Consider the following 25,613-nt stretch of genomic DNA (forward strand, 5'->3'; position numbering starts at 1 on the left):
TGCGACACCAGCTGCATGCACCAACGCTTCTATAGGTCCCATCTGCTGACGAATTACATCAATGGCGGCCTTTAACTGACTGTGATCGGTGACATCAGCGATAACAAATTGCACCGTCGAGCCTTGCTTTATCATGCCCTGTATACGTTGCTGAGTATTGTTATCAGGCGAAGTTCGACCAACTAGGGCTATATTGATACTCTCGCCATGTTGATTAGCAAGATACTCCGCCAACATCAGGCCTAGAGCACCACCCCCTCCAGTTATCAGCCAGGTTCTAGCTGCTGCAGAAGGCAATTTTTGGCTTTGAGTATGCAAAGGAAATAGAGCGACTGGCATTTGAGCCATTTTGGGTAAGTATCGAGAGCCCTGGCGATATAGCACACCGCTTACCGTGCACGCGAACCACTCACGTACCCATAGATCCGCAAGCTGCTTCTGAGACATCCCGTCACTTTCCAAAGTAATGCTGGTCACGGTACAAGCATCTAGAGTGGCGGAGGCCGATTTTGCCAGCGCTCCCCAAGAGTCAAGGTGACAATGGTCTTCTAACTGATACGCTTGCCCCGCAATTATCATGCGTTGAATAGGCTGCTTTTCTTTCAGTAACACTTGTAGGGCAGAGACAAAGTAATTGACTCGTCGCACTAATTGACGACTTTCAACAGGCCATAAATACATAACACCTGCTATAGGCCCGTACTCACGAATTACATTACGCACCGTACTTTGAAGGAGAGTGTATACATTTAATGGTGTAGCATCGCTTGCTTCAGTGCTAGGCTGACGAACTGCGAAAGCCGGTACTAACGCTGGAGACACTTTTGCTAATGCTTTTCTAAGTTCCTCTTGTTGACCTAAGTCGGTGAGGAAGCACAGGATCACCTCTCGCCCATGGCTGGTTAAGGGTTGAGGGTCTGGAAGTGGTTGCACTGATTGCCAAGTTTCCTTCACAAAGACAAGATCAGCGTGTTTATCGATGTTGGCCATGTCATTGTTGCGGTTCGCTGCTGGTGCATCCACCCAATGGCGAGTACGGGCAAAGGGATACGTTGGCAACGGAATTCGACGCATGCGTCCGTCTCTAGGCATAGTGCGCCAGTCAATATTGCTATCTGGAGTCCCAATCCATGTTTTTGCCAAAGACTGCCAATCCGACAATGAAAACCATCTATGCAAAGTGTGACGCTCAGGGACACCATCATGCATCATAGAGGAATCAGACACCTTATAGATACGATCGTCGTTTGCGTGACTGCCATTTAATAGAGAAGAAAGGCACTCAATCAGCTCGTTGCGAGAAGCAGCAATGATCGCAAGGCGAGCGGGCATCTGGTCCCTCCCCACTTGCAGTGTATAAGCCATATCTTGCAAAGAAACATGTCTATTGGCCTGCACATAATCCAGTAACCGCCGAGCGGATTCGTCAAGACGGCTATCTGTCTTAGCGGACAACAGAAACAGTTGCGGCACTGAGTTCAGTTCGACTTCCTCTTCAGCGCCCACGTACTCTTCAAGGACCGCATGAGCGTTAGAGCCCGCAAAACTTAGACTCGAAATGCCCGCTCTACGTGGAATTTGTTGCCCATTTTGATCTGTTAGCGCCACCCATGGCTGCTTGCTATTCACAACATAGAATGGACTATCGTCTAGCTTAAGGTAAGGGTTTAACTCATCCGCATGTAGACTGGCCGGTAAGGTTTTGTGCTGCATAGCCAAGATGACCTTAAAGAGACCAGCCATACCCGCTGCCGCTTCCAAATGGCCGATATTGGTTTTAACGGAGCCAATGCCACAACTATGACCCTGTTGCAGCGACTCAGACTGCTCGTACAACTGAGCAAACGCCGTTTTAAGACCATTGACTTCAACAGGATCACCCAGCGATGTTCCTGTACCATGCGCTTCGATGTAAGTGATGGTGGATGGGTCAACGTTGGCTTTTGTGTATGCATCGACAAGAAGCATGGATTGTGCCACAGGATTTGGCGCAGTAAGAGACGACGAGCGTCCGCCGTGGTTTTCGGCGGTAGCACGGATGACAGCATGAATGTTGTCGCCATCAGCTTCCGCTCGTGATAACGGCTTTATCAATACCGCGCCAACACCTTCACCACGTACATAACCATTTGCGTTTTTACTAAACGTTTTGCAGCGTCCATCTTCACTTAACATGCCCGCATCGCTAAACGACAGGGTTAGGAAAGGGTTTAGCATTAGGTTCACACCGCCCACGATAGCCATCTCACAACCACCGTTATGAATAGACTCCGCAGCCCTATGCAAAGCGATGAGCGAGCTTGAGCAAGCGGTATCGATAGCAAGGCTAGGACCATGCAAACCAAGTAGATAAGAAATACGATTCGCCAATACAGAGTGGGCCTGTCCTGTTGAGGAGTAAGCGTTTGCCTCAACGCCTAATTCAGCAAGACGAAGCAAATAATCTGGCGCACCAACACCGATATAAACGGATGTCTTGGAACCCATCAAGTCATCGCTAGCGTATCCTGCATGACCAATCGCTTTATACACCGTTTCCAACATAAGGCGCTGCGCTGGGTCCATAAAGCGAGCTTCACGAGGGGAAATACCGAAATAGAGACTATCAAATAAATCAATACCATCGATAAAACCTCCCCATTTGCTTATCGGTCTGTCATCGCTTGCGGCCGCTGCTTTTTCAGCCAACTTACGCCAATCCCAGCGCTGCATAGGCACTTCTGAGATAAGATCATCTCCTTGCTCAAGGTGTGACCAGAAGGATTCAAGATCGGGAGAGCCAGGCAAGGTGCCTGCCATACCAATAATAGCCAGTGGCTCGTTATTCATGGCTTTTTCGCTCTCTGCTTCGCGACGAGCAGTCAACACACCCGATGGTTTATTTTTACCCAGTAGCTCTGCGGGCTTGCCGTTCTGCAATGCTAAAGTAGCACCAATGGCATCAGAATAATGAGTGAGAAGGTATTCCGATAAGGACGCTATCGTTCTGTATTCGAAGAACAGTGCTGGGGTGATATCAACATCTAACGTCTCATTAAGTTTGTTGGCCAGTTCAACGAATGTAATCGAGTTAAAGCCAAACCCACTAAGCTCTGCCGTTGTGTTCAGTGACGTCGGTTCTTTTTTTAGAACCTCACCTATCGACTCTGTGAGAATGCGCATGACAGCCAGCGACTTATCGGTTTGGTTCTGAGTGCTAGAGGTTGATTGGCTCTCCTCTTTAACCCAATCAAAGTCATAGTTTTGTTTCAAGTGCTCAGTCAGAGCTGCCAACGTTTGGTGTTCAAAGAATATCGCTGGGGTGACATCTATTTCGTAGGTGTTGTTAAGATCATTCGCCAGCTCAACCAACGTCACAGAATCAAACCCGTACTCCATAAATAGGCGATCTGGTTTTATTTCATCCGCTTTACGCTTGAGAATTCGTCCAATACAAGCCGCCACTCCAGCAGAGAGGCTATCGATTACGAAATTGTTAGAGCGAACAGATGGTTTGTCTGGTGATTGTTCTGCCACACCAATCGCCTTACGGATGGTTTCTACATTACCTGGTACAGGGCAAACAACCGTTGGACTTTGTTCATCAAGGTTGAACAAATAGTCCATTCCTTGAGTAGAGGTCAATGGCTCAACGCCCATGACTCGGTTCATTAGAGCCAGCCCTGATGCGTCTATCTTCATGCCACCATCTCGCCAGTAAGGCCAGTTAATCGCCAAGGTTTTACCCTGCCTTTCACCTTTTATTCTCAAGGACTCACGTTGCTCAGCAAACCGATTTAAGTAAGCGTTAGCATAGGCATAAGCCGCTTGCCCTAAGGTACCAGACAGCGCTGAAATTGAGGAAAATAGTACAAAGAAATCCAGATTGGTTTCTTGGCTAGAAATGGCATCCAAGTGATGTGCGCCACTCACTTTAGGTGCAATAACCGCTTGGGCATCAGCAATCGATTGATTGACGATCATGGCATCTTTTAGCACGCCAGCCGCATGGATGATGCCATTTAATTCACCAAACTGGGCTTTGATCTGGTTGTAAAGGTGAGTCACCTCCTCTTTATCGCACACATCAGCACGCAAGTAAGTCACAGAGCCAACTAGCGAGCTATCATCTGCAATACGAGGCGCCACATCGCTTTCAGCTGAGCGGCCAGCCAATACCACCCTCGCGGCATATCGGCGTCTTAACTCTTGCGCCAACTGCATACCTAACGCGCCATTTCCACCCGTTATCAAATACACGCCACCAGTGCGAAATAAACTCGTTGTCTGGCCATCAGACTTAGCTTGCTCAACCTGTATACGATGCACTTCTCGCTTACCATCTCGGTAACGAACTAAGTCGTCTAAGAAGCGTGGGTTACAACGAATTTCCGCAACTAAGTTTTCCAAGCCCAAAGTTGAGTAAGTATCCGTGCCTTGCATCACTCTCAGATACAAACCCGAGTGTTCTTTGTGCAGCACGCGAGCAAACCCTGTCAACGCTAGTTCAGCATTGCGTTGTACTCCAGTAGCAGGTTCAGAAGCAATCAATAGGGTGGCTTGAGTGCGCCCTTTTACAACCATTCTTTGTACTAAGAGATGCAAGAAAGCATAGGTGTCAAAACCGAGCGCCCGAGTGTCTTCATCCAGCAACAATACCAGTTTGAAATTTTGCGCCGATGGGAGTTTAGCAAGTAGCTCATCGATGTGGCTTTCATTCTCTGGACAAAAATGAAATGCCTTACCTGCTTGCTCGAGAGCACTAGATTGAGGAGCTGGTAAAGCATGGAATACTTTATATCCCAGCTTGTTTTCAACTCGGTCAACCTTTGCTTCATCACAACCAATAATTAGAGTCTCCATTTCACCATCAGTGACGGCTTCCTCACAGTTCAGCCAAACGGGTGAAAAGTGGTGTAGGTGGTTCACACGACGCAACGAATAGGGGCGATAAGACAAGCTTTCCATGGATGCCAATACCCGACCGTCCATTGATAAGATATCGATATCAAACCGCTTTTCAGCAAACTCGCTGGCGTTGGCATTGCCCGATACACGCGCGTACGCATAGCAATCGGCTTCCAAAGGGGCATAGACGTAGATACTCTTTAACGCATAAGGAATGTATAGTCGATCATCGCTCTGTGGGTCGGTGAGTAGTCCTAATAGACTCTGTAATGCACCATCCATTAAAGAAGGATGTAGCGTGTAGGCGTTGGCCTCAGCGCGTAGAAACTCAGGTAGGCTAAGATGGGCAAGTGATTCGCTTTGGTTAAAATACAAACGTTGCAGTGTTTTTAGCCCAGCGCCATAAATCAGGTCCTTACTATCAAAAAGCCGATAGCATTCTTCAGCCTGCCAGATAACATCAGATCGACTTATGATGGCGTTAAGGTTTCTATCCTGTGGCTTACTGTCGATTGTAAGTTGTTCGATATAGCCTTGAGAGTAAAGTGGGTCAGCACTTGTGCCTTTATTTGCGCCTTGAATACTATAGCGGAGGCCACGGCGTGTCTCTTCAAATGAAACAAAAACATCTTGTGGCTCATCTATGCTAATAACAGGTTTGAGCCAACTAACATTCTTAAGGTGGAATACGTGAGATTGACTTAAACGGCCAGATTCCTGCGTTAAGAATAACCCTTGTAACGCACTAGCGCCGATCGCCAACTCCAAGTGCGACACACCAAGAAGTGTTGGTGCACCGGAAACAAGGTGATCGGCTAAAAACACCTGCTCACTGGTAAATCTATGTCCATATAAAGTGCCGCTCTCCCCGACATGAGATAAGGTTAAAATTGGATGCTGAAGCTGATGGCTTGTATCTTCGCTAGAGTCAGGCGATATCTCTGGCTCAGGCCAATAGACTTCGCTGGCAAAAGGATAACCTGGTAATGAGACCCGACGCGCTGAACGCTTATCATAGTACTCTTGCCAATTGATGTTTTGCCCCAATACCCAACGCCGAGCCAAATCAGCCGCTCTACGAATCGGCTCATCTACGTGCGGAGTCTTTTCTGCACTCGCGTCTTCAATCGAGGTTCCCTTTGACGCAGCGATACCTTCATAAATAGACTCTGCGTCTGCACCGCTTTCAAGATATCGCGTCAATCCCTCACTGAATTCTGAAAAAGTGCGACAAACGATAGCTAATCGGTATTCCATTTGAGATCGGCCTACCTGTAGCGTATGAATCACGTCTGCAAATTCAATATCCACTGATTTGTTGCTCAGCCAATGGATTAGTCTCTGGGCATACGTTGTTAGCCTTTCCCGCGTACGAGCCGATATAACCGCGACTGAATCTATGTTCTTCGCTGAGGTGACACTTTGCACAGCACTATGTGGTTCTGGACGATATTCTTCTACAACCAAATGGGCATTGGTGCCACTAAAGCCTAACGAAGTCACACTAGCACGACGCGGATAATCCTGTGGCGATTCCCAGGATGTTAGCTCTGATAGGGTATAAAATGGGCTGTCTTCAAAGTTGATATGTTTATTGGGAGTCGACATATGCAAAGACGGTGGCATTTGTTTTTTTTCCAAACACATAATGGCTTTCATTAAGCCTGGCATTCCCGCTGCTATCTGAGCATGGCCGATATTGGTTTTCGACGATCCAATGGCACAAAATCTTTTCTTATCCGTGTACTTCCTGAAAGCGGCAGTCAAGGCTTCAAGTTCAATGGGGTCGCCTAATTTCGTTCCTGTGCCATGGGCCTCTACATAACCAATCGTCGCAGGATCAATATCGAACCGGCTATAAATATCGGCAAAAAGCTCGGTCTGCGCGTAAGCACTAGGGACGGTGATGCCCGGGGTTTTGCCATCCTGATTGATACCTGAGCCTCGGATCACGGCCTGGATATTATCACCATCACGTACTGCATCGGAGAGTCGCTTCAATGCCAAGACACCCACACACTCAGACAAAACAATGCCGTTTGCCGCATCATCAAATGTTCTACAGCGACCATCAGGAGATAGCATATTCAACCGGCTGGTAAGGACGAACAACTCAGGCGTGTTGAAGACCATCACACCACCGGCGAGCGCCATATCACAGCTTCCACCGCGTAGGCTCTCGCATGCCATGTGTACGGCGACTAAAGAAGATGAACAAGCGGTATCAACAGCGACAGCTGGGCCTTTAAAATTCATCAAATAGGACAAACGTGAGGCTAAAATAGACGATGTATTGCCCGTCAAGCTATAGACATCTTCACCCACATTTTGTTGGCGTAAATGAGTAAGATAATCGCCACTGGCACATCCGACAAACACACCGCATTTTTGTCCAGACCATGAATCAGGCGCATAACCAGCATGTTCTATTGCGCTCCAAGATTCTTGCAAAAACAGTCTTTGCTGCGGGTCCATCAGTATGGCTTCTCGTGGACTCACCTGAAAGAAATCCGCATCAAATGAACGGATGTCATCCAGCAGACCTGCCCACTTGCTGTAGCTTCTATCTTTTTTATCCCTCTTAGGATCGTAAAACTGATTTAAAGGCCATCGAGATGATGGGATTTCTGAAACGCTGTCCCGCCCTTCTTTGAGGTTTTCCCAAAAACCATCGACATCATTTGCTCCAGGGAAACGTCCAGACATCCCGATGACGGCAATATCGCTATTGGTTGAGTTTACCTGGGTATTTGTATCGCTCTTCTCTGAACTTGTGACTAAATGCAGCAGATCCATTCCCTGCATAGGAGAAACATGTCCACCCTTCACTAGGGCCAAAATGTCGTTGGTAGTAATATGATGTGTCATATTTAGTCTTCCATCATCTGCTGTGCTTGCCCTATTGAAATAGTGCCATCACTAAGTAAAGAGAGAATATCTAATAGGTGTTGATCGTGTTCTTCGTTAGCCTCAGAAACTGTTTCTTGAGGTGGTAACGCGGCCGTGTTTTTGCTTTTACTGTCCTCTGGCAAGTACTCTGCGAGTGCGTTGGTAAAGTCACCTAACACCGGGTGTTCAAACAACAGGCTTACTGGCGGCGCCACACTAAACTCCTCACTGATACGATAAATAAGTCGAGTCGCTGTCAATGATGAGCCACCAGAGTGAAAGAAATGACTGCTTGAGCCTGCTGCCTGCATGCGTAACACATCGCACCACAGTTTCTGAAGACGTTTCGGGTAGGCTACATCGTCATTTAGGGGTTCAATCGTCTCTTTGGTACCCATAAGTGCCAACTTCGATAAACGTTTGCGATCTATCTTGTTATTCGGTGTTAATGGGAAGGCGCTAACACTTTTGTAAATACTAGGCACCATATAACTTGGCAGAACCTCGTTCAGCTTATTGCGCAATACATCCTGAATCTCGGTTGATAAGGAAACCACTCTCTGGGACGGTATAACATACGCCACTAACATGAATTCCGAGCAAGCATTGAGTTGATCGTTTTCAACGCATACTACGCAGTCTGACACTTCATCCAACTTCCCAAGATGGTGTTCGATTTCCCCCGTTTCTATCCGAAAACCATTGATCTTGACTTGCTGATCTTCACGTCCATGAAACGTCATCACTCCGTCATGAGTCAGGCGAACACAATCACCAGTGCGATAAAAAATTTCGCCACCCATTTCAATAAAGCGCTCTTGTGTTAAATCATCTCGACCAAGATAGCCATCGGCAACCCCTACACCACCAATGTAAAGTTGCCCAATATCACCAACAGGAACGGGAGTTAGCTCAGCATTAAGAATACGAACCTTGGTATTGCCAATCGGTGTACCTATGGGGACAGCATGTTCTGCATAGTCACCCTGAACCGAATGAATACATGACCAGATCGTGGTTTCTGTTGGCCCGTATAAGTTCCATACCGAAGCGGTACGCTTTTGTAAATCGGCGGCCAATCTACCCGGCATCGCTTCCCCACCGCACAAGGCATTGAGATTTTCCTTTCCTTCCCAGCCAGCTTCCATCAGCATGTTCCAGGTGACAGGTGTCGCCTGCATTACGGTGATATCATAACGCGTTAGCAGCTGCTTAAGAGCTAAGCCATCACGAGACTCGTCTTTGGTGGCGATAATCGTTGTCGCTCCACTAACTAAAGGGAGAAACAGTTCCAGCCCAGCGATATCAAAAGATATGGTGGTCACTGCCAGCAAGCGGTCGTTTGAGTCCATGCCTGGTTTATCTTGCATCGACAGCAAGAAATTCGTCAGTGCACGATGTGGTATTTGGACACCTTTTGGTCGCCCGGTGGAACCTGAGGTAAAGATCACGTAGGCCGAACTGTCGTCGCTTAACGCCACATCAAGGTTGGACCCGTCGCAGCGATCAATCTCTGCGTGTTTCTCAGCGAGATCGATGCTTTGCGTTTGCTGAGGAATACACTTTTCAGCCAGCGTTAAGCTACGGTGTGTGAGCAACAGTGCTGGCGAAGAGTCTTGCAGCATCATACCGATTCGTTCAGTTGGAAAGGCTGGATCGATGGGGATATAGGTACCGCCTGCTTTAATCACAGCCAGCAAGGCCGCGACAAGGTCGATAGAGCGTGGTAAAAACACAGCTACATGCTGACCTGGTTTAAGTCCAGCTTGACGTAGGTAACGTGCAATTTGGTTGGCACGATAATTTAGAGATTCATACGTCGCCGTATGCCCTGCGCAAACTACCGCCTGTTTTGTACGGTTTACAATGACCTGCTGCTCGAACAGTTCAGTGACATTCTGAGAAGGCAAAGCAAATTCACTACCACTCAAAACGGACCCGCCTTCGGGTACTTTTCGTGGGTTTAGCGCTGGTATTGGTGCATCAGGCGAGTCCACACACTGGGCAATAAAACGCATAAAGGATTGTTGTATCTGCGCCATGGTGTCGGATGAGAACAAACTCGCATTGAACTTGAACGTACCAACAAGATGCCCATCCATCTCCATCATTTCTAACGCAATGTCGAATTGACCTTCTTGTTGGGTAAACGGCACTGATTCAAGGCGGATACCTTTGTGTACGATTTCAGCTGGTTCTACAGGCGACAAAATTCGAATTAAGTCATTGGCTTGGTGAGATTTTTGATAAACAAACTCAGCCTGAAATAGCGGTGTTCTACCCCCTTCTCTATTGGGATTGAGGTGCTCGACTAAACGAGAAAATGGGTATTTTTGATGTTCCAGTGCTGAGGCGACGACCTCCTTCTGTTGCTCCAATAGCATTGAAAAAGTTTGAGTATCACGGATATCTGCAGTAAGCACGACTGAGTTAATAAAATTACCAACAGATGATACGTAACTTTGATCCAGGCGTCCTGACACCGGACTACCAACCCAGACCTTTGTACTGTCGGACCAACGACAAAGAAACGCCTGATAACTTGACAGAAGTAAGGTAAATGGTGTCACACCATGTTGTAAGGCGAGATTGAGAATTTTCGTGCTGAGTACCTGATCACAGATGAAAGGCAGGCTTTTTCCTTCAAAGGATTGAACTTTAGGCCTTGGATAATCAGCGGGTAAGTTGAGAACAGGTGGCTCACCTTGTAATTGTTGCTGCCAAAAAGCCAGCTCTTTTGCCCCCACTTCAGATGATAAGAAAGTAGCTTCTTCTCTCGCAGAATCAGCAAGAGTGGCCGTTACAGGAGTAAGATCGGGCTCACTGCCTGTTAATCTGGCGTGATAAGAAGACAGCAGTTCATCTAACATTACCCAAACACTCCATGCATCGGCAACGATATGATGTACGATCCAAAGTATGACCGTACCTTGGTCTTTGGCCGTGATGACATGCATTCGACTAAGCGCATCGCTGTTGAGATTGAACGGCTGGTTATAGTGGCCACGCAAGATTTGTCGTAATTCGTCGTCAGACAAATGTTCAGGTAGTTCAGAAAATTTAAGATCGGATGCCGGACCCTCCCTCAGTACTTGTACTGGCGCACCTTGATCCTCATCGAATCTCATACGCAGCACTTCATGGCGTGCTAAAACGTCATAATACGCAGCGGCCAATGCGCCATGATCCACAGCATCACGGATTCGAAAGGTAATCGCGATATGGTAGGCCGAGCTAGTAGGATTTAATTTGTTGATAAACCATAAGGCCTTCTGACCACATGTCAGTGGAAAATTAACCGATGAACCGGTGTCTGGTCGCACACTGAGATCATTTTCTTGGCTAAGTTCGGCCAGATGTTTCAACTCTCCTAAGAATGGATCGTGTCTCTCCCCACCTCTCTCACCGTGACCAACTCCGTCAAACATATTAGAGGATTCAACCTCAGGCGTACTGTCTGTATATTTGGTTGCTACCGCTAAGGTACTTGTGTCGGCGGCTGTCACTCCATCGGTTATTGATTTAGCGGACGGCTCTTGGGGAAGTTCGTCTAAATGCTCAGTCACAATATGATGAACAAAGCGGTTTAATGTAGGCTGCTGCAATAATGCTGTGGGTTGTACGGACAAACCAAGCAAATCATTAATTTGATTAATGAGCATCATGGCGCCAATGGAGTCTAAACCATAACTCATTAGGTTCTGATCGGGTTCAATCTCTGATGTATCTAGCTTTAACAAAGATGCCAGCTCTGTATGGATTTTGTTATAAACCGTCAGTTGTTGCAGATCAGTCGCCTCCAATGTCGGCGCAGAGCCATTGTCATCACTATAACGGTTTAACATTGGACGATCGTGCCAGTTCTCCTCTATCACTTTAGGATCACCTGATAAAATGGCGACCTGGTTTAGTGTGTGAGAACTGGCGAAACTCAATGCCGTTTGCAGTGCGCTTAAGGCGTGTTCTGTGTTTAAAGGCTCTAGCCCTAAATTCCGCTTTAAGAACAATCGACTTTGCTCATCAAGCTCCATACCACCATCTCGCCAAAGGCTCCAATTTATCGACAGGGTTGTCCCATAACGAGTGCCAGCAGAAACTTGCTTGTTACGTAATGATGCAAAGGAGTCTAAATATCGGTTAGCAAACGCATAATCGGTTTGCCCAACAAAAGGCATGATAGAAGAGATCGATGAGTACAATAGAAAGAAATCCATTCTATCGTCTTTTGTTGCTTGATCTAGGTGGCGAGCACCCAGAACTTTCACCCCAATGACTGAGGCAATGCGCTCCTTTGACCTGTCCGCAAGATAAGCGTTATCCATTACACCAGCACAATGGATGACACCGTTAAGTTGACCATATCGTTGCCTAATATTGGCAACGGTATTCTGCACCGCATCACCATCTGTCACATCGACTTGGTGGTAATCAAAGCCTTGCAAACTGTCATCCAGCTGGCGACGCCCAAGTAATACCACTCTCGCCTGAAAGTCTCGATGAAGTTTGTTGGCAAGCACCTTACCTAATTCTCCTGAACCTCCAGAGATGATATAGATGCCTTGGTGTCTGAATCCTATCTCATTAATGTCTGAAGAGGTGGATGTCACCTCTCGACGTGGCAAGGCTAAGCGACTAGGTACAAGAATCTGACGGTGACCATTTAGGTAACGTGTTTCAACCGCATCACAAGCTAACACTGTTTGCTCACGCTCTAAAAACGAAGCGACTGAAACCGAACCTTGCAAATCAGTGTCATCAAGACCAATCAATCGTGCGATAAGCTCCGGTGTTTCAGCCGTAAAACTACGAAGAAAACCTGCTAGTCCTACATAGGCTGGATTTTCTTGTTGCTCACTTAAAGAATGAAATACAAATAAGCGAGCTTTGTCCGCTTGTTTCTCTCGGTTCAAGTGCTGTAGTAAGGTGGTTAATGCATAGATCCCATATTCCAGCTGCTGAACTTCCTGTTTACTATCATTTGCCGTGTTTGTTGCCAACAGACTCCAAAAATGCCCGATATGCACCTCTTTGTCCTGAAGAGAGGCTTGTTGCCAAAGGCGAATGTAATCCTCTGGCTTGTCAGCTCTAATGGTGAAACAGCGAGTGCTGTGCTGTGCAAACCCTTCCCCTGGATAAACCACGATATCTTTGACGCCACGAGGCTCGACGATGCACTCACTGGCTTGGGGAAGAAAAAATAGTCTTGATTCATTGGCAATGACAGGAGCTGCTTCATGCTGAATTATTGGCTGCCAATTAAGGCCGTAAAAATAGCAATCATCAGTCTCAGCGTTCTTCAAAGTGACTGGTCGCAATGTCAGATCGCTGATATGAACAAGGCAGCGACCAGATTCATCCACCATATGCAGTGAGAAACTCGCGCTATCGTCTGTAATCGATTTCAGCGTAGCCACACTATAGAATTTATCCGGCAGACCCGCATAAACATGAATTTCTTCCAACGAGAAAGGGATATAGGTTTTAGTCGTATCATGATCTTCGCAAAATCGAATACAAGGTTGGAATGCACTATCTAGTATTCCCGGGTGTAGATAAAAGCCATCCGCGCGAGTCACAGGCCAAGGCCAACTTTGCTTTGGCGCACGAGCGCTATCATCAAACTCCACCTTCCCTATTATTTGTCGATCACGTCGGTAGAGCGCTTTCAAATTCCGGAACCTACGCCCGTAAGCAAACCCCTGCCTATCAAACTTTTCATAACAAGAGGCGAGTTCATCAACATGTAATGCATCATCTAAAACGACATTGTCATAAATCGGAGCAGCTTGACTAACCTCTGAATCGATCAGCTCGCCTTGCGCGCAAAGCTTGTCGGCCCCTTTTTCGATTTGATAGAGCTCAAACCGAACGGCTTGTACCGTTTTTATGATGCGAATTTCTGTAATAACTGGCCCATTTTCTACTAACACTGGCTGAATCCAGATTAGTTTGCGCAGGCCAAGTGGCACTCCAGCGTTGGCTAATACTGCCGCCATTAAGGCACTTTCAATAACGGCGACACCAGGTAGTGTTTTGCGACCAGCAATAACATGTTCTGAGAAAAAGAATTCTGAGCCGTGGAATTCCGAGCGAAACGCCACGTAATCAAGCGTCGATACATTGTGATGGACCAAAGGCGTCAATGTCTGATAGCCGTCTGCGCCTTGAGGCTTGAACACGGGCATTGCAAATTGTCTTTGTTCGAAAGGATATCCCGGCAGGCTTATCAGTTTTGCCCAATGTCTACCTTGGTGATTGCGGCGTTTTTCATGATGTATAGCAGACCAGTCAAATGGCTTACTCTCAATCCAAAGCTTGGCGAGCTCTTTGGCTAGGTATTGGTTACCTTTTTCTACGATAAACGGGGCGTTTTGTTTTTCAACACAACCACTGAAAACCCCTTCCTGAGTTCGGCCTTGGACAAACCCTTCAAGCATACCAATCAGCGAATCTAGTGAAGACACAACCAATCCCACACGCCAATCCATGGGCACTCGGCCAGACTGCAAGGTATACGCGATATCAGACAATGCCGGTTTTGGCTCATTATTCACCAGAAAATTAAGCAACTGTGACGCATAAGCTTGGAGACGCTCTTCGCTTTTTGCAGACAGTACGACGACTTCCTCTGACGGTACTGCTACCTTACCGTTAGCAATGCGCGGTGCTTTTACTTCCTCCAGGACGAGATAGGCGTTAGTGCCGCTAAATCCAAAAGAGCTAACCGCAGCACGACGTAACTGTCCCTGCTTTGCTTTCCACTCTTGGGCTTGTTCACTGATATAAAAGGGGGAGCCGTTAAGATCAATATGCTCATTGAGCTGTTGGAAGTGGATACTTGGCGGCAAAGTTTTGTTTGCTAGCGATAGAGCGGCTTTAAAAAAACCAGCACTGCCAGCTGCTGCCAAAAGGTGCCCGACATTGCTCTTCACCGAGCCCAACGCACAAAATCTGGCATCAGAGGTATAAGAGGTGAAAGCATCTTGGAGAGCTTCAACTTCGAGAGGATCACCTAATTTAGTTCCAGAACCATGAGCCTCTACCAATTCAATAGAGCGAGGATTAATGCCAAACCGTTCAAACACAGACTTCTGCAGTTCTGCTTGGGCAGTTTGGCTCGGCGCTGTAATGCCGTTAGTACGCCCATCTTGATTGATACCCCAACCAATAACGCTGGCATAGATATGGTCACCATCTCTCAACGCATCACTTAAACGCTTAAGAGCCACAACGCCAACCCCTTCTGCTGGCACAAAGCCATTCGCTCTTTGATCAAAACTGAAACAGCGACCATCTGCAGACAGCATTCCGGCTTGACTCGCCATAATATGAATACTTGGATCGGCTAACACAGACACCCCGCCAACCAATGCCAAGTCACATTCGCGTGCGTTGATGCTGTCGCACGCTTTCGCCAGCGCGACCAAAGACGAAGAACATGCCGTGTCTATGGTCAGACAAGGCCCTCGAAGATCAAGCAAATAAGCAATACGTGCAGCCAAAATTGATGGGCTAGCGCCAAGGAAACCTGCCGCAGACAAATCGAAACCATTTTGACTTTGACCATATGAGCCACAACCAACAAATACTCCGCAACGCTCCCCAGATAATCTATCGCCACGATACCCTGCGTCTTCAAGACAATGCCAAGACTCTTCAAGAAATAGACGCTGCTGAGGATCCATTGCACCAGCATCAGCAGGCGAGATATTAAAAAACAAAGGATCAAATTCGTCGATACCATCGACGGCCCCAATCCAATTTGAATAGGTTTTTCCAGCATGCATTTTGGGGTCAAAAATACTATCCATTGACCAGTATTCCCGGTTTACCCGGCTTATGCTGTCTCGACCTTCGACAATACCATGCCAAAATTCTGCTGTATTTCGAGCGCCGGGGAAACGCCCAGAAAGACCGACAACGGCAATCGCCTCATCGGTATGTTTTTCTTGTGGCGAGATGCTTAAGCCTTGAGTCTTCTGGGTGAAGGCTTTTCTATTGGCGGCACTACGTATCGCCTGACTAACCTTACTCTTATTAGCAGTGCTTCTCCCGCTAATGCTGCCACTTTGGGGACGTTCTGATGATATTCCTGAAGAGGCGGCTATATTGGAAATGCGTTTTTCAGAGCCGTTTGTGGATTCAGGTTGGCCAAATAGCTTGAACTTGGTCGTTGGAGGTCTATTAGCCTTCGATACAGGCTCACCTGCCTGTTCATTCAGTTGTTGGTAGATAAGTTCAGACAACTTTTCCAAAGTAGGATAGTTGTAGACCCGCACAGCAGGAATAAGCAATTGATATTGCTCATTCACTCGTGCCATCCATTGCACTCCTATTCTCGATGTTAGCCCCAACTCAAAGAATGATTTATCTTCGGCAATTTCATCTACTGAAGTACCAAGTGCTTGTGCAAGAAGCTCGCGAACTGTGTGACGAATGGACTGCAGATCAAAATGTTCTTTCATTCCTATCCCCTTAATTTAGCTTGTTATTTCTTGTAGCATTGCTAGTTTTTCAGATGTCATGAAAGTGGCTTGACCGCAATGATACTAGCGTGCTCTAAACCGCTGTCAGATTGAGTACCGTCCACATCTAACGCCAAACCTTCATAGCCCGCCATTTCAACAAGAAGGCCTGCAGCCTCACACTCCCGGGCAAGAACATCTGGGTCAACGAGGTTTATGAATGGGGTACCCTTCAAGGCATCTTCAGCATGATCGCCTTCTGATGAAGAAAGGCCATCCACATGAACTTGCTGAGCAAAAAAGGCAGCGATATCGTCGATGTAGCCTGGCCAAGAATGACCCGCTTCTTTGAGGTTTTCATACTCGCTCACCCTTGCGGCCCAATGTGGGAAATAGGGAGAATCGCAAACAATGAACAACTTGCCCCCTGGCTTTAACCAAGTCGCCATTTTGCGAATGGAAGCAGAGAAATCATCCGGTGATAAAAAATGAAGTACTCTCGCGGCATGGATCGCTGAGAAACGATTCTGTGGTAAGTTCAGCCCTGGAAGTTTGCCGCATAGCAGCTCTAGACGGTCTTGTAATTTCGGCTCGACTAGGTTTGATAAGATGGATAGGTGCTGTTGTTCAATGTCCACAGCTAAAACTCGCGCACCACGTTCAAGCGCAGCAATAGAAGCGACGCCATAGGCGCAACCCATATCCAACACTTCGTCTCCCGTAGAAGCGGCGTAATCAACAAACATACCTGAGCAGGCAGGTAAGCGCGTTGTCATGGCACCAGTCCCGTTTAACGTAGGGATCATGCCCCGGAACTCCTCAGGCATGCGTTCTAGAGTCGGCTCTTGTGTTATCGCTTTTTGAGCCGAATCTTCAATAACCAATAAGCCATGAAGGCTTAAGAGTAAATGGTCCTCCTTATCGCAAACATTCACGTTCAACCAATTGCCATTATCGGTATCAATCACACTGATGACAAAAGCGGCCGACTTGGTCAATTGACCCACAGGTACATAGAAAACCGCGTTGTTAAGAGATTGTATGTGAGTGTTCGGCAACGCGAGTGCTGGAAGCAAAACCTTGGATATCCAAGCGTCTGTTGTATCAACACAGCCCGGCTGATCAATTTCATAAAGCTTGATTTCACACTGTTCGAAACCAGCCGCTAATTTGTCTCTATCTACTTGAGGGGGGGCCAATGTCTCTTCCAGCACTAGGGTAGCACTAAACATCTCTTCTTCATCTATGGGTGAATCCATTGGCTGATGACGGAGAATGCGGCAATTCACTGACTGATCAGCATTTGGCTCCACACGAGTAATGAGCGAAACCTGATTACCCTGTTCTAATTCAAGAGGCTCAGCAAAAGTCACATCTAAAACAGACAAATTGACTAACTCACCATTGACTTGAAGAGCATGGCTCACAGCCTCTGCGGCCATCTGCAAATAACACAGTGAGTGAAAGCCAGTCGTCCCATTATGATTGGTTTGATCAAAGCAGCTATCGTAGCTAGAAAAATGTGATAGATAAGACTGACCGAAGAAGCTTGAAGTATTGACATGCAACATGGGAGTGACTGAAGCACTTTCTGTTTTGATGTCTGTACGCCGATTTATCTCGCTTTCAACTTGAGTAAACCAAAGCTTCTTACGCTCAAAAGGATGGGTTGGAAGTGCCACTCTCCTTGGCTTAGGCGCATGAGAATAAAGACCGCTCCAATCTACCGATACCCCAAGTGACCATACTTGGCCTAAGCCGCGAATATTTCTATCGGTAACCCAAGTCGCAAGCGTTGCTACCATTTCTTTTGAACCAAACAGTGCTCGCACGTCTTTACCTGTGCTAGCCGAACGCTCTAAAACATAGCGCTCGTCGATATGATTTTCGCAATAACGTTCCAGTCGCTGTTGAAGCTCTTCTGTTGATACGGCAAAAATAACCAACCTGTATTCATAGGCTTTGCGCCCTGTTTGAAGGGTGAACGCAAGATCTCGAAGGTCAGTATCGTTCTGACCAAAGATGTTACTGGTTCCATTTTTTAAATACGCGTACAGTTGTTTGGCTTGAGTGCTTAACTGTGCTTTGCTTTTAGCAGATAAAACGACAGCATGCTCTTCTTTGCTCCCTTTCTCAGTGGCAGCTTGATTTTTATCGCCTAGGTACTCAGCCAAGATTGCGTGTCCGGTGATACCACCAAATCCATAATTGTGAACGCCAATATGACGAGGAACACGTTTACCATTACTTAGCTTGGGTGACCACTGCGTGGTTTCTGTCACTATTTGGCAAGGAAAGGTTCCCTGTTCATCATTCCAGTTCAAAGCAGTGAAGTTGGCCGTTTTCACCAACGTATCGTTTTTCAAACATAAGATGCTTTTTATGAGAGAGATGATCCCAGAAGCACCAGAAAAATGGCCTACGTGACCTTTGATGGAGCCCAAGTGAGGGGCACTTTCTTGAGTATAAACAGAGCTAAACGCCTTGAGCTCAATTTCATCACCAATAGGGTTTGCCGTCCCCTGAGCTTCAATATAGTCGATGTCTCGAGCTTCTAAACGGGCTTCCGTTAACGCATCTTTGATAACCGTTTCATGAATTTCACTGTTAGGTGCAGTGAGGAACAGGCTTTGCCCACCATGACGAACAGACATGCCACGAATCACACCGTATATTTCATCACCGTCCCGCTCAGCATCAGCCAATGGCTTTATCAACACTGCGCCAAGGCCATCACTGAAGAAATGTCCGTCTGCATGCTTATCAAACGGACGAACCACCCCTTCACCCGTAAAAAGCCCAAGCTTGCGGTTATAGATGTTCACATCTGGAGACAACGTAAGGTGAACCCCTCCTGCCAACGCCACATTGGCTCTTCCTGAACGTACAGCATGTATCGCTTCATCGAGAGCGACAAACGAACTAGAGCATGCGGCATCTACCGCTTGAGCAGGCCCCGTCCAATCAAAAAAATGGGCAATACGATTAACCAACATCGCATGGGCATTTCCGGTATTGAGATATCCGTCGACCTCAATCCCTTGCTCCCGGATACGGTCAGCATAATCTTTACGCTCAATACCCAGAAATACGCCGATTTTCTCACGGCGCAACTGATCAGGGTTATAGCCTGCATTTTCCAACGTTTCCCACACCACTTCCATGGCTAGCCGATGTTGAGGATCCATCAGGGCTGCGTCGCTTGGCGCGATATTAAAATGAAGCGGATCAAACTCGTCAATGCCATCTATAAAAGCACCGTGGTGGCAGTCGGTTTTGTTGGGCGATTCAGGCTCACCAAATATGGCTTGCCAATCCCATCTTTGTTTCGGGATCTCCGAAATAAAAGAGCGGTTGTCTAATAGGCCTTGCCAAAAGTCTGCAATATCGTTGGATTGAGGGAAGCGTCCGCCCATACCGATAATGGCTATATCACTGATGCCTTTCTTCTTTTCACTAACCGGATGAAACGCCTCGTTCGGTTCAAGATCTAGCTCTATGTTCTGATGAGCAGCTCGATACTCATAGTGCTCTTTAATCTTGTCACTAATAAGGTCGTGTACCGACTCACTGTGAGTGGATTCATTGGCGTTGAGTTTAGCTCCACATGACTGCGCTATAAAACCAGCAACCGCTTCTATGGATGGATTTTCTAGGAAGAAAGATGGCGGTAGGTTGAGTTGCCCATATCGCAGCGAGAGCAGCTTGGAAAACTCAGTGAGAGAAATAGAGTTAAAACCAAAGTCTGACAAACTAGAATCTGGACTAACATCCTCGTCGGTGATGCCTAATGTCATGCATAATATTGCCATAACATCATCGACAATGGCTTCCATATCCAACCCCGGTTCTGGTTGTTCCTCTCTTGTAACCTTATCCATTGCCTGAGAGATATTGGCGATGATGGAAACCGAATCTTCAAAATTTATCAAACCGTTTTGAACATCTGCTACGAAAGTGTCTATATATGTCATAGTGTTGCCTCTGTTACTTGAAGCTCCAGTTCTTTTACAAAGTCCTGAGCAGACAACTCCTTGTTCGCCAGGCGTCGTGCCAATTCATGAAATCGGATAGTTGAAGGGTCTATGGCGTTGGGTTGCCCAAGCTGCCCTTTTGACGGAGCAATTGGGTGCAAAAACTGACTATCCCAATCAAGGGTGATTGCCTCCGAAGCCAAAGCCTTAGCCTCAGAGTATTCTTCAGCGGATATCTCGCCAATTTCATGTAGGTACCCCATAGCCTCATCGCCTAAACCCGCGATAATCCGGAGTTTTACGTTGAGGATTTCGGGTTCACGAGCTTCGTCATCAATAAATGCTCGTTTGCGACTTCTCTCTAGTACATCAGTCGCTTTGGCACTGGTGTGTGCACCGTACAACCGATACTGAGCGGGGAAACAAGGCGAGGCGAGATAAGACCAGAAGGATTTAAACGCCTTTCTTGGATCAGGTACCAAGCCCAGTTTGATACCGATAATAAGACAAGTGACTGGCACCATGATGATGGCATTGGGATCCACTTGATTTGAAAGCTCCGTTTGGCTCAAGCGATAGTTTCCAGACGCTACCTGCGCATACCAACGAGAGACGATTTCTAGATAAGGAAATGTGCCAATGACGCCTATTTCCTGCAATGCGCTCTGGTTAAACAGCATGGGCTCTTCTCGGTAAAACAGTCCCATCGCAAAGTCCTTAGCCGGATCGATGCCTTCAAGGCAACGCATACCACCGCGGGTATCGTAACCTGTGCATAAAACAACAATATCAATGTCAGCAATCACTTGAGAGCGATCTTCATGAATACAAGATGTTTCATTAAACTGCTCTACCTGCCCGTAGAGCGTAGTAATGCGCCCAGAATCAACCAACCCGGCGACTTCTTCATTGATATGGATAAAAGGGTGCACGCGAAATTCTTCTAGGCTAGGCATCATACCGCTACCCTGCATAGAGCTATGGTAGTCAGGAACGGCTTGCTCCAGCCTATCTAAGTTTCGTTGCGCTCTATCTCTTTCAGGCATCAATAGGTAGGCCGGTGAAACAAAATCATTGGGTAAAAAACCGACCATACGTGGCAAAATGAATTTTTTGGACCGGATACTCCAAAACACTTTATCCGCAACTTTGCTGGCTTCACCAGCAATATCCATCCCACTTACACCATTACCTACAACAAGAACACGCTTCCCTTTGAACAGATCGTTGTCATAATATTGCCCAGCGTGGATGACCTGACCTTTGAAATTATCTAAACCCGGTATCCTAGCCTTACGTGGAGTGTGGTAACGTCCCGCACAAAGTGCCACACCATCATAAGTTTCTGTCCTCTGGCTACCGCCGCTTTCAACCACTACCTTCCACTTTTCACCTTGCTGTTTGACTGAAACAACTCGAGTATCGAGTGTGATATAACGCTTTAAATCAAAATGCTCGGCATACGCTTCAAGATAAGCACGAACATCGGAGACTCCAGGAAACATGTCTTTTGCCATCTCAGGATAGAAGTCAGAAAAGAAGCTAGTGTCTTTAGAATTTTGGAATCGAGTCGTTTTGTAAACGCCGCTGTTTTTGTGTTGATAGAGATTCCAGACCCCACCTAATTGCACTTGGCTCTCATAAATCGTAGGCAGTTGGCCTTCTTCTAGTAATGATTTCGCCATGACCAGTCCACCAGGGCCAGCGCCAATAACACAAATTCTCTTGGCTTTGTTCTGATTGTCTTGCGTATCTAAAGCGCTGCTGCGCGATACGTGGACTTGATGGTGTTGAGTAAGACGGTATGTTTTCTGCTGTAGCGGATATGGCGGTAATGCAATCCGAGCCGCGCCTTTATCCTGATACAGGGAAGAAAATGACGCATCTCCACCACCCACCCAATCAATAGCCAAGCTTGCCTCTTGTCCAGATGCATTAACATACGCGCCCATAGCGCCGGGTAATCCTTTCGAACAGAATAAGAATTTAGGAAGATTGAAATGATCAGGATCGGATTGAGCACGCAATATGTGTAGGTAGCAACGTATTTGTTCTTCTAACTCTTTGACGGAAGAAGCAAGTACTGCAAATCTCATCTTCATAGGCTGGCGTGCAACCGCTAAGCTATAAGCCAAATCCAAAGCACGTAAATCCTGGCTAGCTTTAAAAAAGCTCAGTATATCATCAAGAAGAACTTCAAGCTGAGTCTCTGTGCGAGCAGAAAACACAAATAGATAGGAATTTATATCCGACTTAAGAGTACTTATTGGTTTAGCATTTTGAGAATGCGGAGTAGAAGCATTTTGCAGAATGAGGTGGGCGGCGGCGCCAAAACCATAACTGGTTATCCCTGCACGTCTAAGGTTTTTATTCCAAGCTTTATTTTCATCTGAAAGATGGAAGTCAGCACCAGAAACAGATTTTGCACTGTTCGCCAGCCCTGGAATAGCTGGCATGACACCATGACGCATAGCGAGTATGACCTTAAATAAAGCGGCCATACCAGATGCAACTTCCGCGTGCCCCATAACGGGTTTAAGGCTACCTAGAGTGTGATATTCAGTATTGTTAGACTGGCGTACATAAGCATTATTGGTCGCCTCAAACTCAACGTTGTCCCCAATGACTGAACCTGTACCATGCATTTCAAGATAATCGATACTTTCCGCGGGAAGCCCACTGTCTTGAAGCGCACTTGATAACGCCATGTTAATCGCTCTTGGGTTAGGGGCAGCCAAAGAGCTCGCCTTGCCTCCATGACTCACTCCTGTCCCTTTAATCACCGCATGAATTTCGTCACCATCTTCAATCGCTTTGTGCAAAGGTTTAAGTATGATAGCCGCGACAGCTTCGGATCGTACGTATCCACGGCCATCCTGCTGAAAAGATCGAGTCATTCCGTCATGGCTCAGCAATCCCATTGTATCATAACTGTTGTGATAGTCAGCTGACAAAAGCAGGTTAACACCGCCAACAATAGCCTGTTCACATTCGCCTTCTCGAATGGATTTAACGGCTCGATGAACGGCAAGCAACGATGATGAACACGTCGCTTCAACCACTTCACTAGGCCCAATAAGATCAAATACATAGGATACTCGACCCGGGATCATAGAGGAGAGATGAGAGGTCGCAAAATAGCCGACATTGTCCGAATTACGTATTGCACGTTCAGCGTAAGCATTTGGCGCCGCTGCAATAAAAACCCCTGTTTTGTTTTTAGAAAATTCGGCTGGAGCAATTCGCGCATCTTCGAGGGCATGCCAAACACATGTCAACATAAGACGCTGTTGGGGGTCCATGATGGCAGCTTCTTTGGGTGATATGTGAAAATGGCCGGGATCAAAATCAAATGCATTAGAGATAAACCCTCCCCAAAAAGGAGTCGAGTTGTCGGTCGTGTCCTTTTTCAACCAAAAGAGTCTATCCTCAGGGGCTTCAGTAATGACACTCCTTCCTGTCGCTATATTGTTCCAGAATTCATCTAACGAGGAAGCTCCTGGGAAACGGCCTGCCATACCTATGATAGCGACGTCTTTACTTCCGATGGACTCAGCTTCCGATTGAGATGCATCCAAAGAGGTAGACCCGGTATTTTTAGATCTCTTGTCACACTTGTTAGCACCGTTACGAATCATCAGCTGAACTTGATTGGCAATCGATTTCGGTGTCTCATACCTAACAAGACCCTCGAGCGTCATCTCGATCGCGAATTGGGAATTTAACCTGATAATAAAAGCATTGGCAGCGATAGAATTTCCGCCAATTTCAGTAAATACTGCTTCATCATCAATGCCTTCCAAATCCAGAAGTGATGACCATTCAGATACGATGAACTGTGTAATGTTTGAGACAGACGGGACATCATTCTCTCGCAAAGAAATTGAGCGTTGTGAGAGATCTTTTCTATCCACTTTGCCGTTAGGTGTGAGTGGGATTGAATCTATGTACTGAAAGAACATTGGTACCATATAAGCTGGCAAGCGATCCAACAAATATTGCTTAAGTGCCTTAGCATCAGGCCTGTTCACCGCTTCTGTGCCATCTGCAGAGACCAAATAAGCAACCAGTTGGGTTGAAGTACTATTTTTCCTTGCAACCACAACAGCACTTTCAATACTTAAGTGTTGATCGAGGCTCGCTTCAATGTCGCCTAGCTCAATGCGATAGCCCTGCACTTTCACTTGATGGTCCAAACGTCCTAAGTGCATAAGATCGCCCTGCTTATCCCAATAAGCCAGATCGCCGGTTTTATACAATCGCTCACCAGGTTCAAATGGGTTATCGATAAACTTCTCTGCCGTCAGCTCAGGATTGTTCCAGTACCCCATCGCAAGCCCCATCCCCGAGATACAAAGCTCACCTGGCTCTTCTGTATCGCACAAACTGATATCATCTCGAACCACATAGACCTGAGTATTGTCGATAGGTTTACCGATAGAAATGTCTTTGCCTGATGGTAGCTGGCATATTGTTGACCATATCGTTGTTTCTGTCGGGCCATACATATTCCAAACATTGCAGCCATGACGGTCAAAATGCTCTTTCAAAGTACGTGGCATTACATCGCCGCCACACAAGACTTTCACCTTTTCTTCATTAGTCCAACCAGCTTGAAATAACATCGACCAAGTCGCTGGTGTCGCTTGTATTAATGCCGGGCTAAGGTCACGAATTAGCGCAACAAGCCTTTGAGCATCATTGACCGATTTATCTGGGCACAAATAGCATTGCCCACCTGTGATTAAAGGCAACCATATTTCAAGGCCAAAAATATCGAAGCTATGAGTGGTCACAGAGAGCAGCAAGTCACCTTGTACAAGACCTGGCTCTTTTGCCATAGAAAGCAAAAAGTTACTTAGGGAACCATGAGATATCATCACCCCTTTAGGCTGCCCAGTACTACCAGATGTGTATATGATATAAGCAAGCTGATTAGCAAAGCTCTCCACTTCTTGAAATTGATGCTCGTGTTTGAAAGCCTCAGCACTATATTGGCGAAGGTCTAAGTGCTGATTGGTTTGCTTCAGGCGCTCAATATCAATTCCAGTAAAGTCGTCTTTGGTAATAACTAGGTCAGCCTGACTATCTGTTAGCATCCTTATAAGCCGTTCAGCGGGAAACGTTGGGTCCAGCGGAATATACGCGGCTCCCATTCTGGCAACGGCTAACATGCTGACAACGAGGTCAACGGATCTATTCATCAACAATGCAACTCTGGAACCCTTTGTGATCAAGTGAGATTGCAAATAACTGGCCAATTGAATACTTCGACGGTCAAGCTGTATATAAGTTAAGCTTTCATGTTCATCTTGAACTGCTATCGCATCCGGGCAACGTAAAACGTGTTCGCTGAAAAGCTGATAAAATGATTTCATTGTCGTAGAGCCTCTCTATT

At 46.7% G+C, this 25,613-nt stretch carries 4 protein-coding genes (1 of these 4 running past the window's edge); all 4 read right to left on the minus strand.

Annotation, left to right across the window (positions count from 1 at the left end; all coding sequences use genetic code 11):
* Tightly spaced (at most 56 nt apart), the 4 genes in view from M9194_RS10150 to M9194_RS10165 form a layout consistent with a single transcriptional unit that may run on beyond the window.
* A protein-coding gene (locus M9194_RS10150; protein ID WP_250612527.1) for an SDR family NAD(P)-dependent oxidoreductase crosses the window boundary here: on the minus strand, positions 1-7,755 show its beginning. Its footprint begins 12,759 nt before the window's first position; the window shows 7,755 of its 20,514 coding nt (coding positions 1-7,755); the start codon lies at positions 7,753-7,755; its stop codon lies off the left edge, out of view.
* A 2-nt stretch (positions 7,756-7,757) separates the two neighbouring features.
* Positions 7,758-16,241 carry a non-ribosomal peptide synthetase gene (locus M9194_RS10155; RefSeq protein WP_250612528.1) on the minus strand — a complete coding sequence of 2,828 codons (8,484 nt, stop codon included), beginning with the start codon at positions 16,239-16,241 and terminating at the stop codon, positions 7,758-7,760.
* Positions 16,242-16,297: 56 nt separating this feature from the next.
* Positions 16,298-20,215 carry a beta-ketoacyl synthase N-terminal-like domain-containing protein gene (locus M9194_RS10160; protein ID WP_250612529.1) on the minus strand — a complete coding sequence of 1,306 codons (3,918 nt, stop codon included), beginning with the start codon at positions 20,213-20,215 and terminating at the stop codon, positions 16,298-16,300.
* Positions 20,212-25,593 carry an amino acid adenylation domain-containing protein gene (locus M9194_RS10165; RefSeq protein ID WP_250612530.1) on the minus strand — a complete coding sequence of 1,794 codons (5,382 nt, stop codon included), beginning with the start codon at positions 25,591-25,593 and terminating at the stop codon, positions 20,212-20,214. The genes M9194_RS10160 and M9194_RS10165 overlap by 4 nt, the downstream gene beginning before the upstream one ends.
* Positions 25,594-25,613: the final 20 nt, after the last annotated feature.

Origin of the sequence: Vibrio sinus, assembly GCF_023634645.1 — a bacterium.
Lineage (GTDB): Bacteria > Pseudomonadota > Gammaproteobacteria > Enterobacterales > Vibrionaceae > Vibrio > Vibrio sinus.

Coding starts and splice junctions, on each gene's coding strand:
- M9194_RS10165 (WP_250612530.1), bottom strand. CDS start 25,593: ATGAAATCATTTTATCAGCTTTTCAGCGAACACGTTTTACGTTGCCCG.
- M9194_RS10160 (WP_250612529.1), bottom strand. CDS start 20,215: ATGACATATATAGACACTTTCGTAGCAGATGTTCAAAACGGTTTGATA.
- M9194_RS10155 (WP_250612528.1), bottom strand. CDS start 16,241: ATGAAAGAACATTTTGATCTGCAGTCCATTCGTCACACAGTTCGCGAG.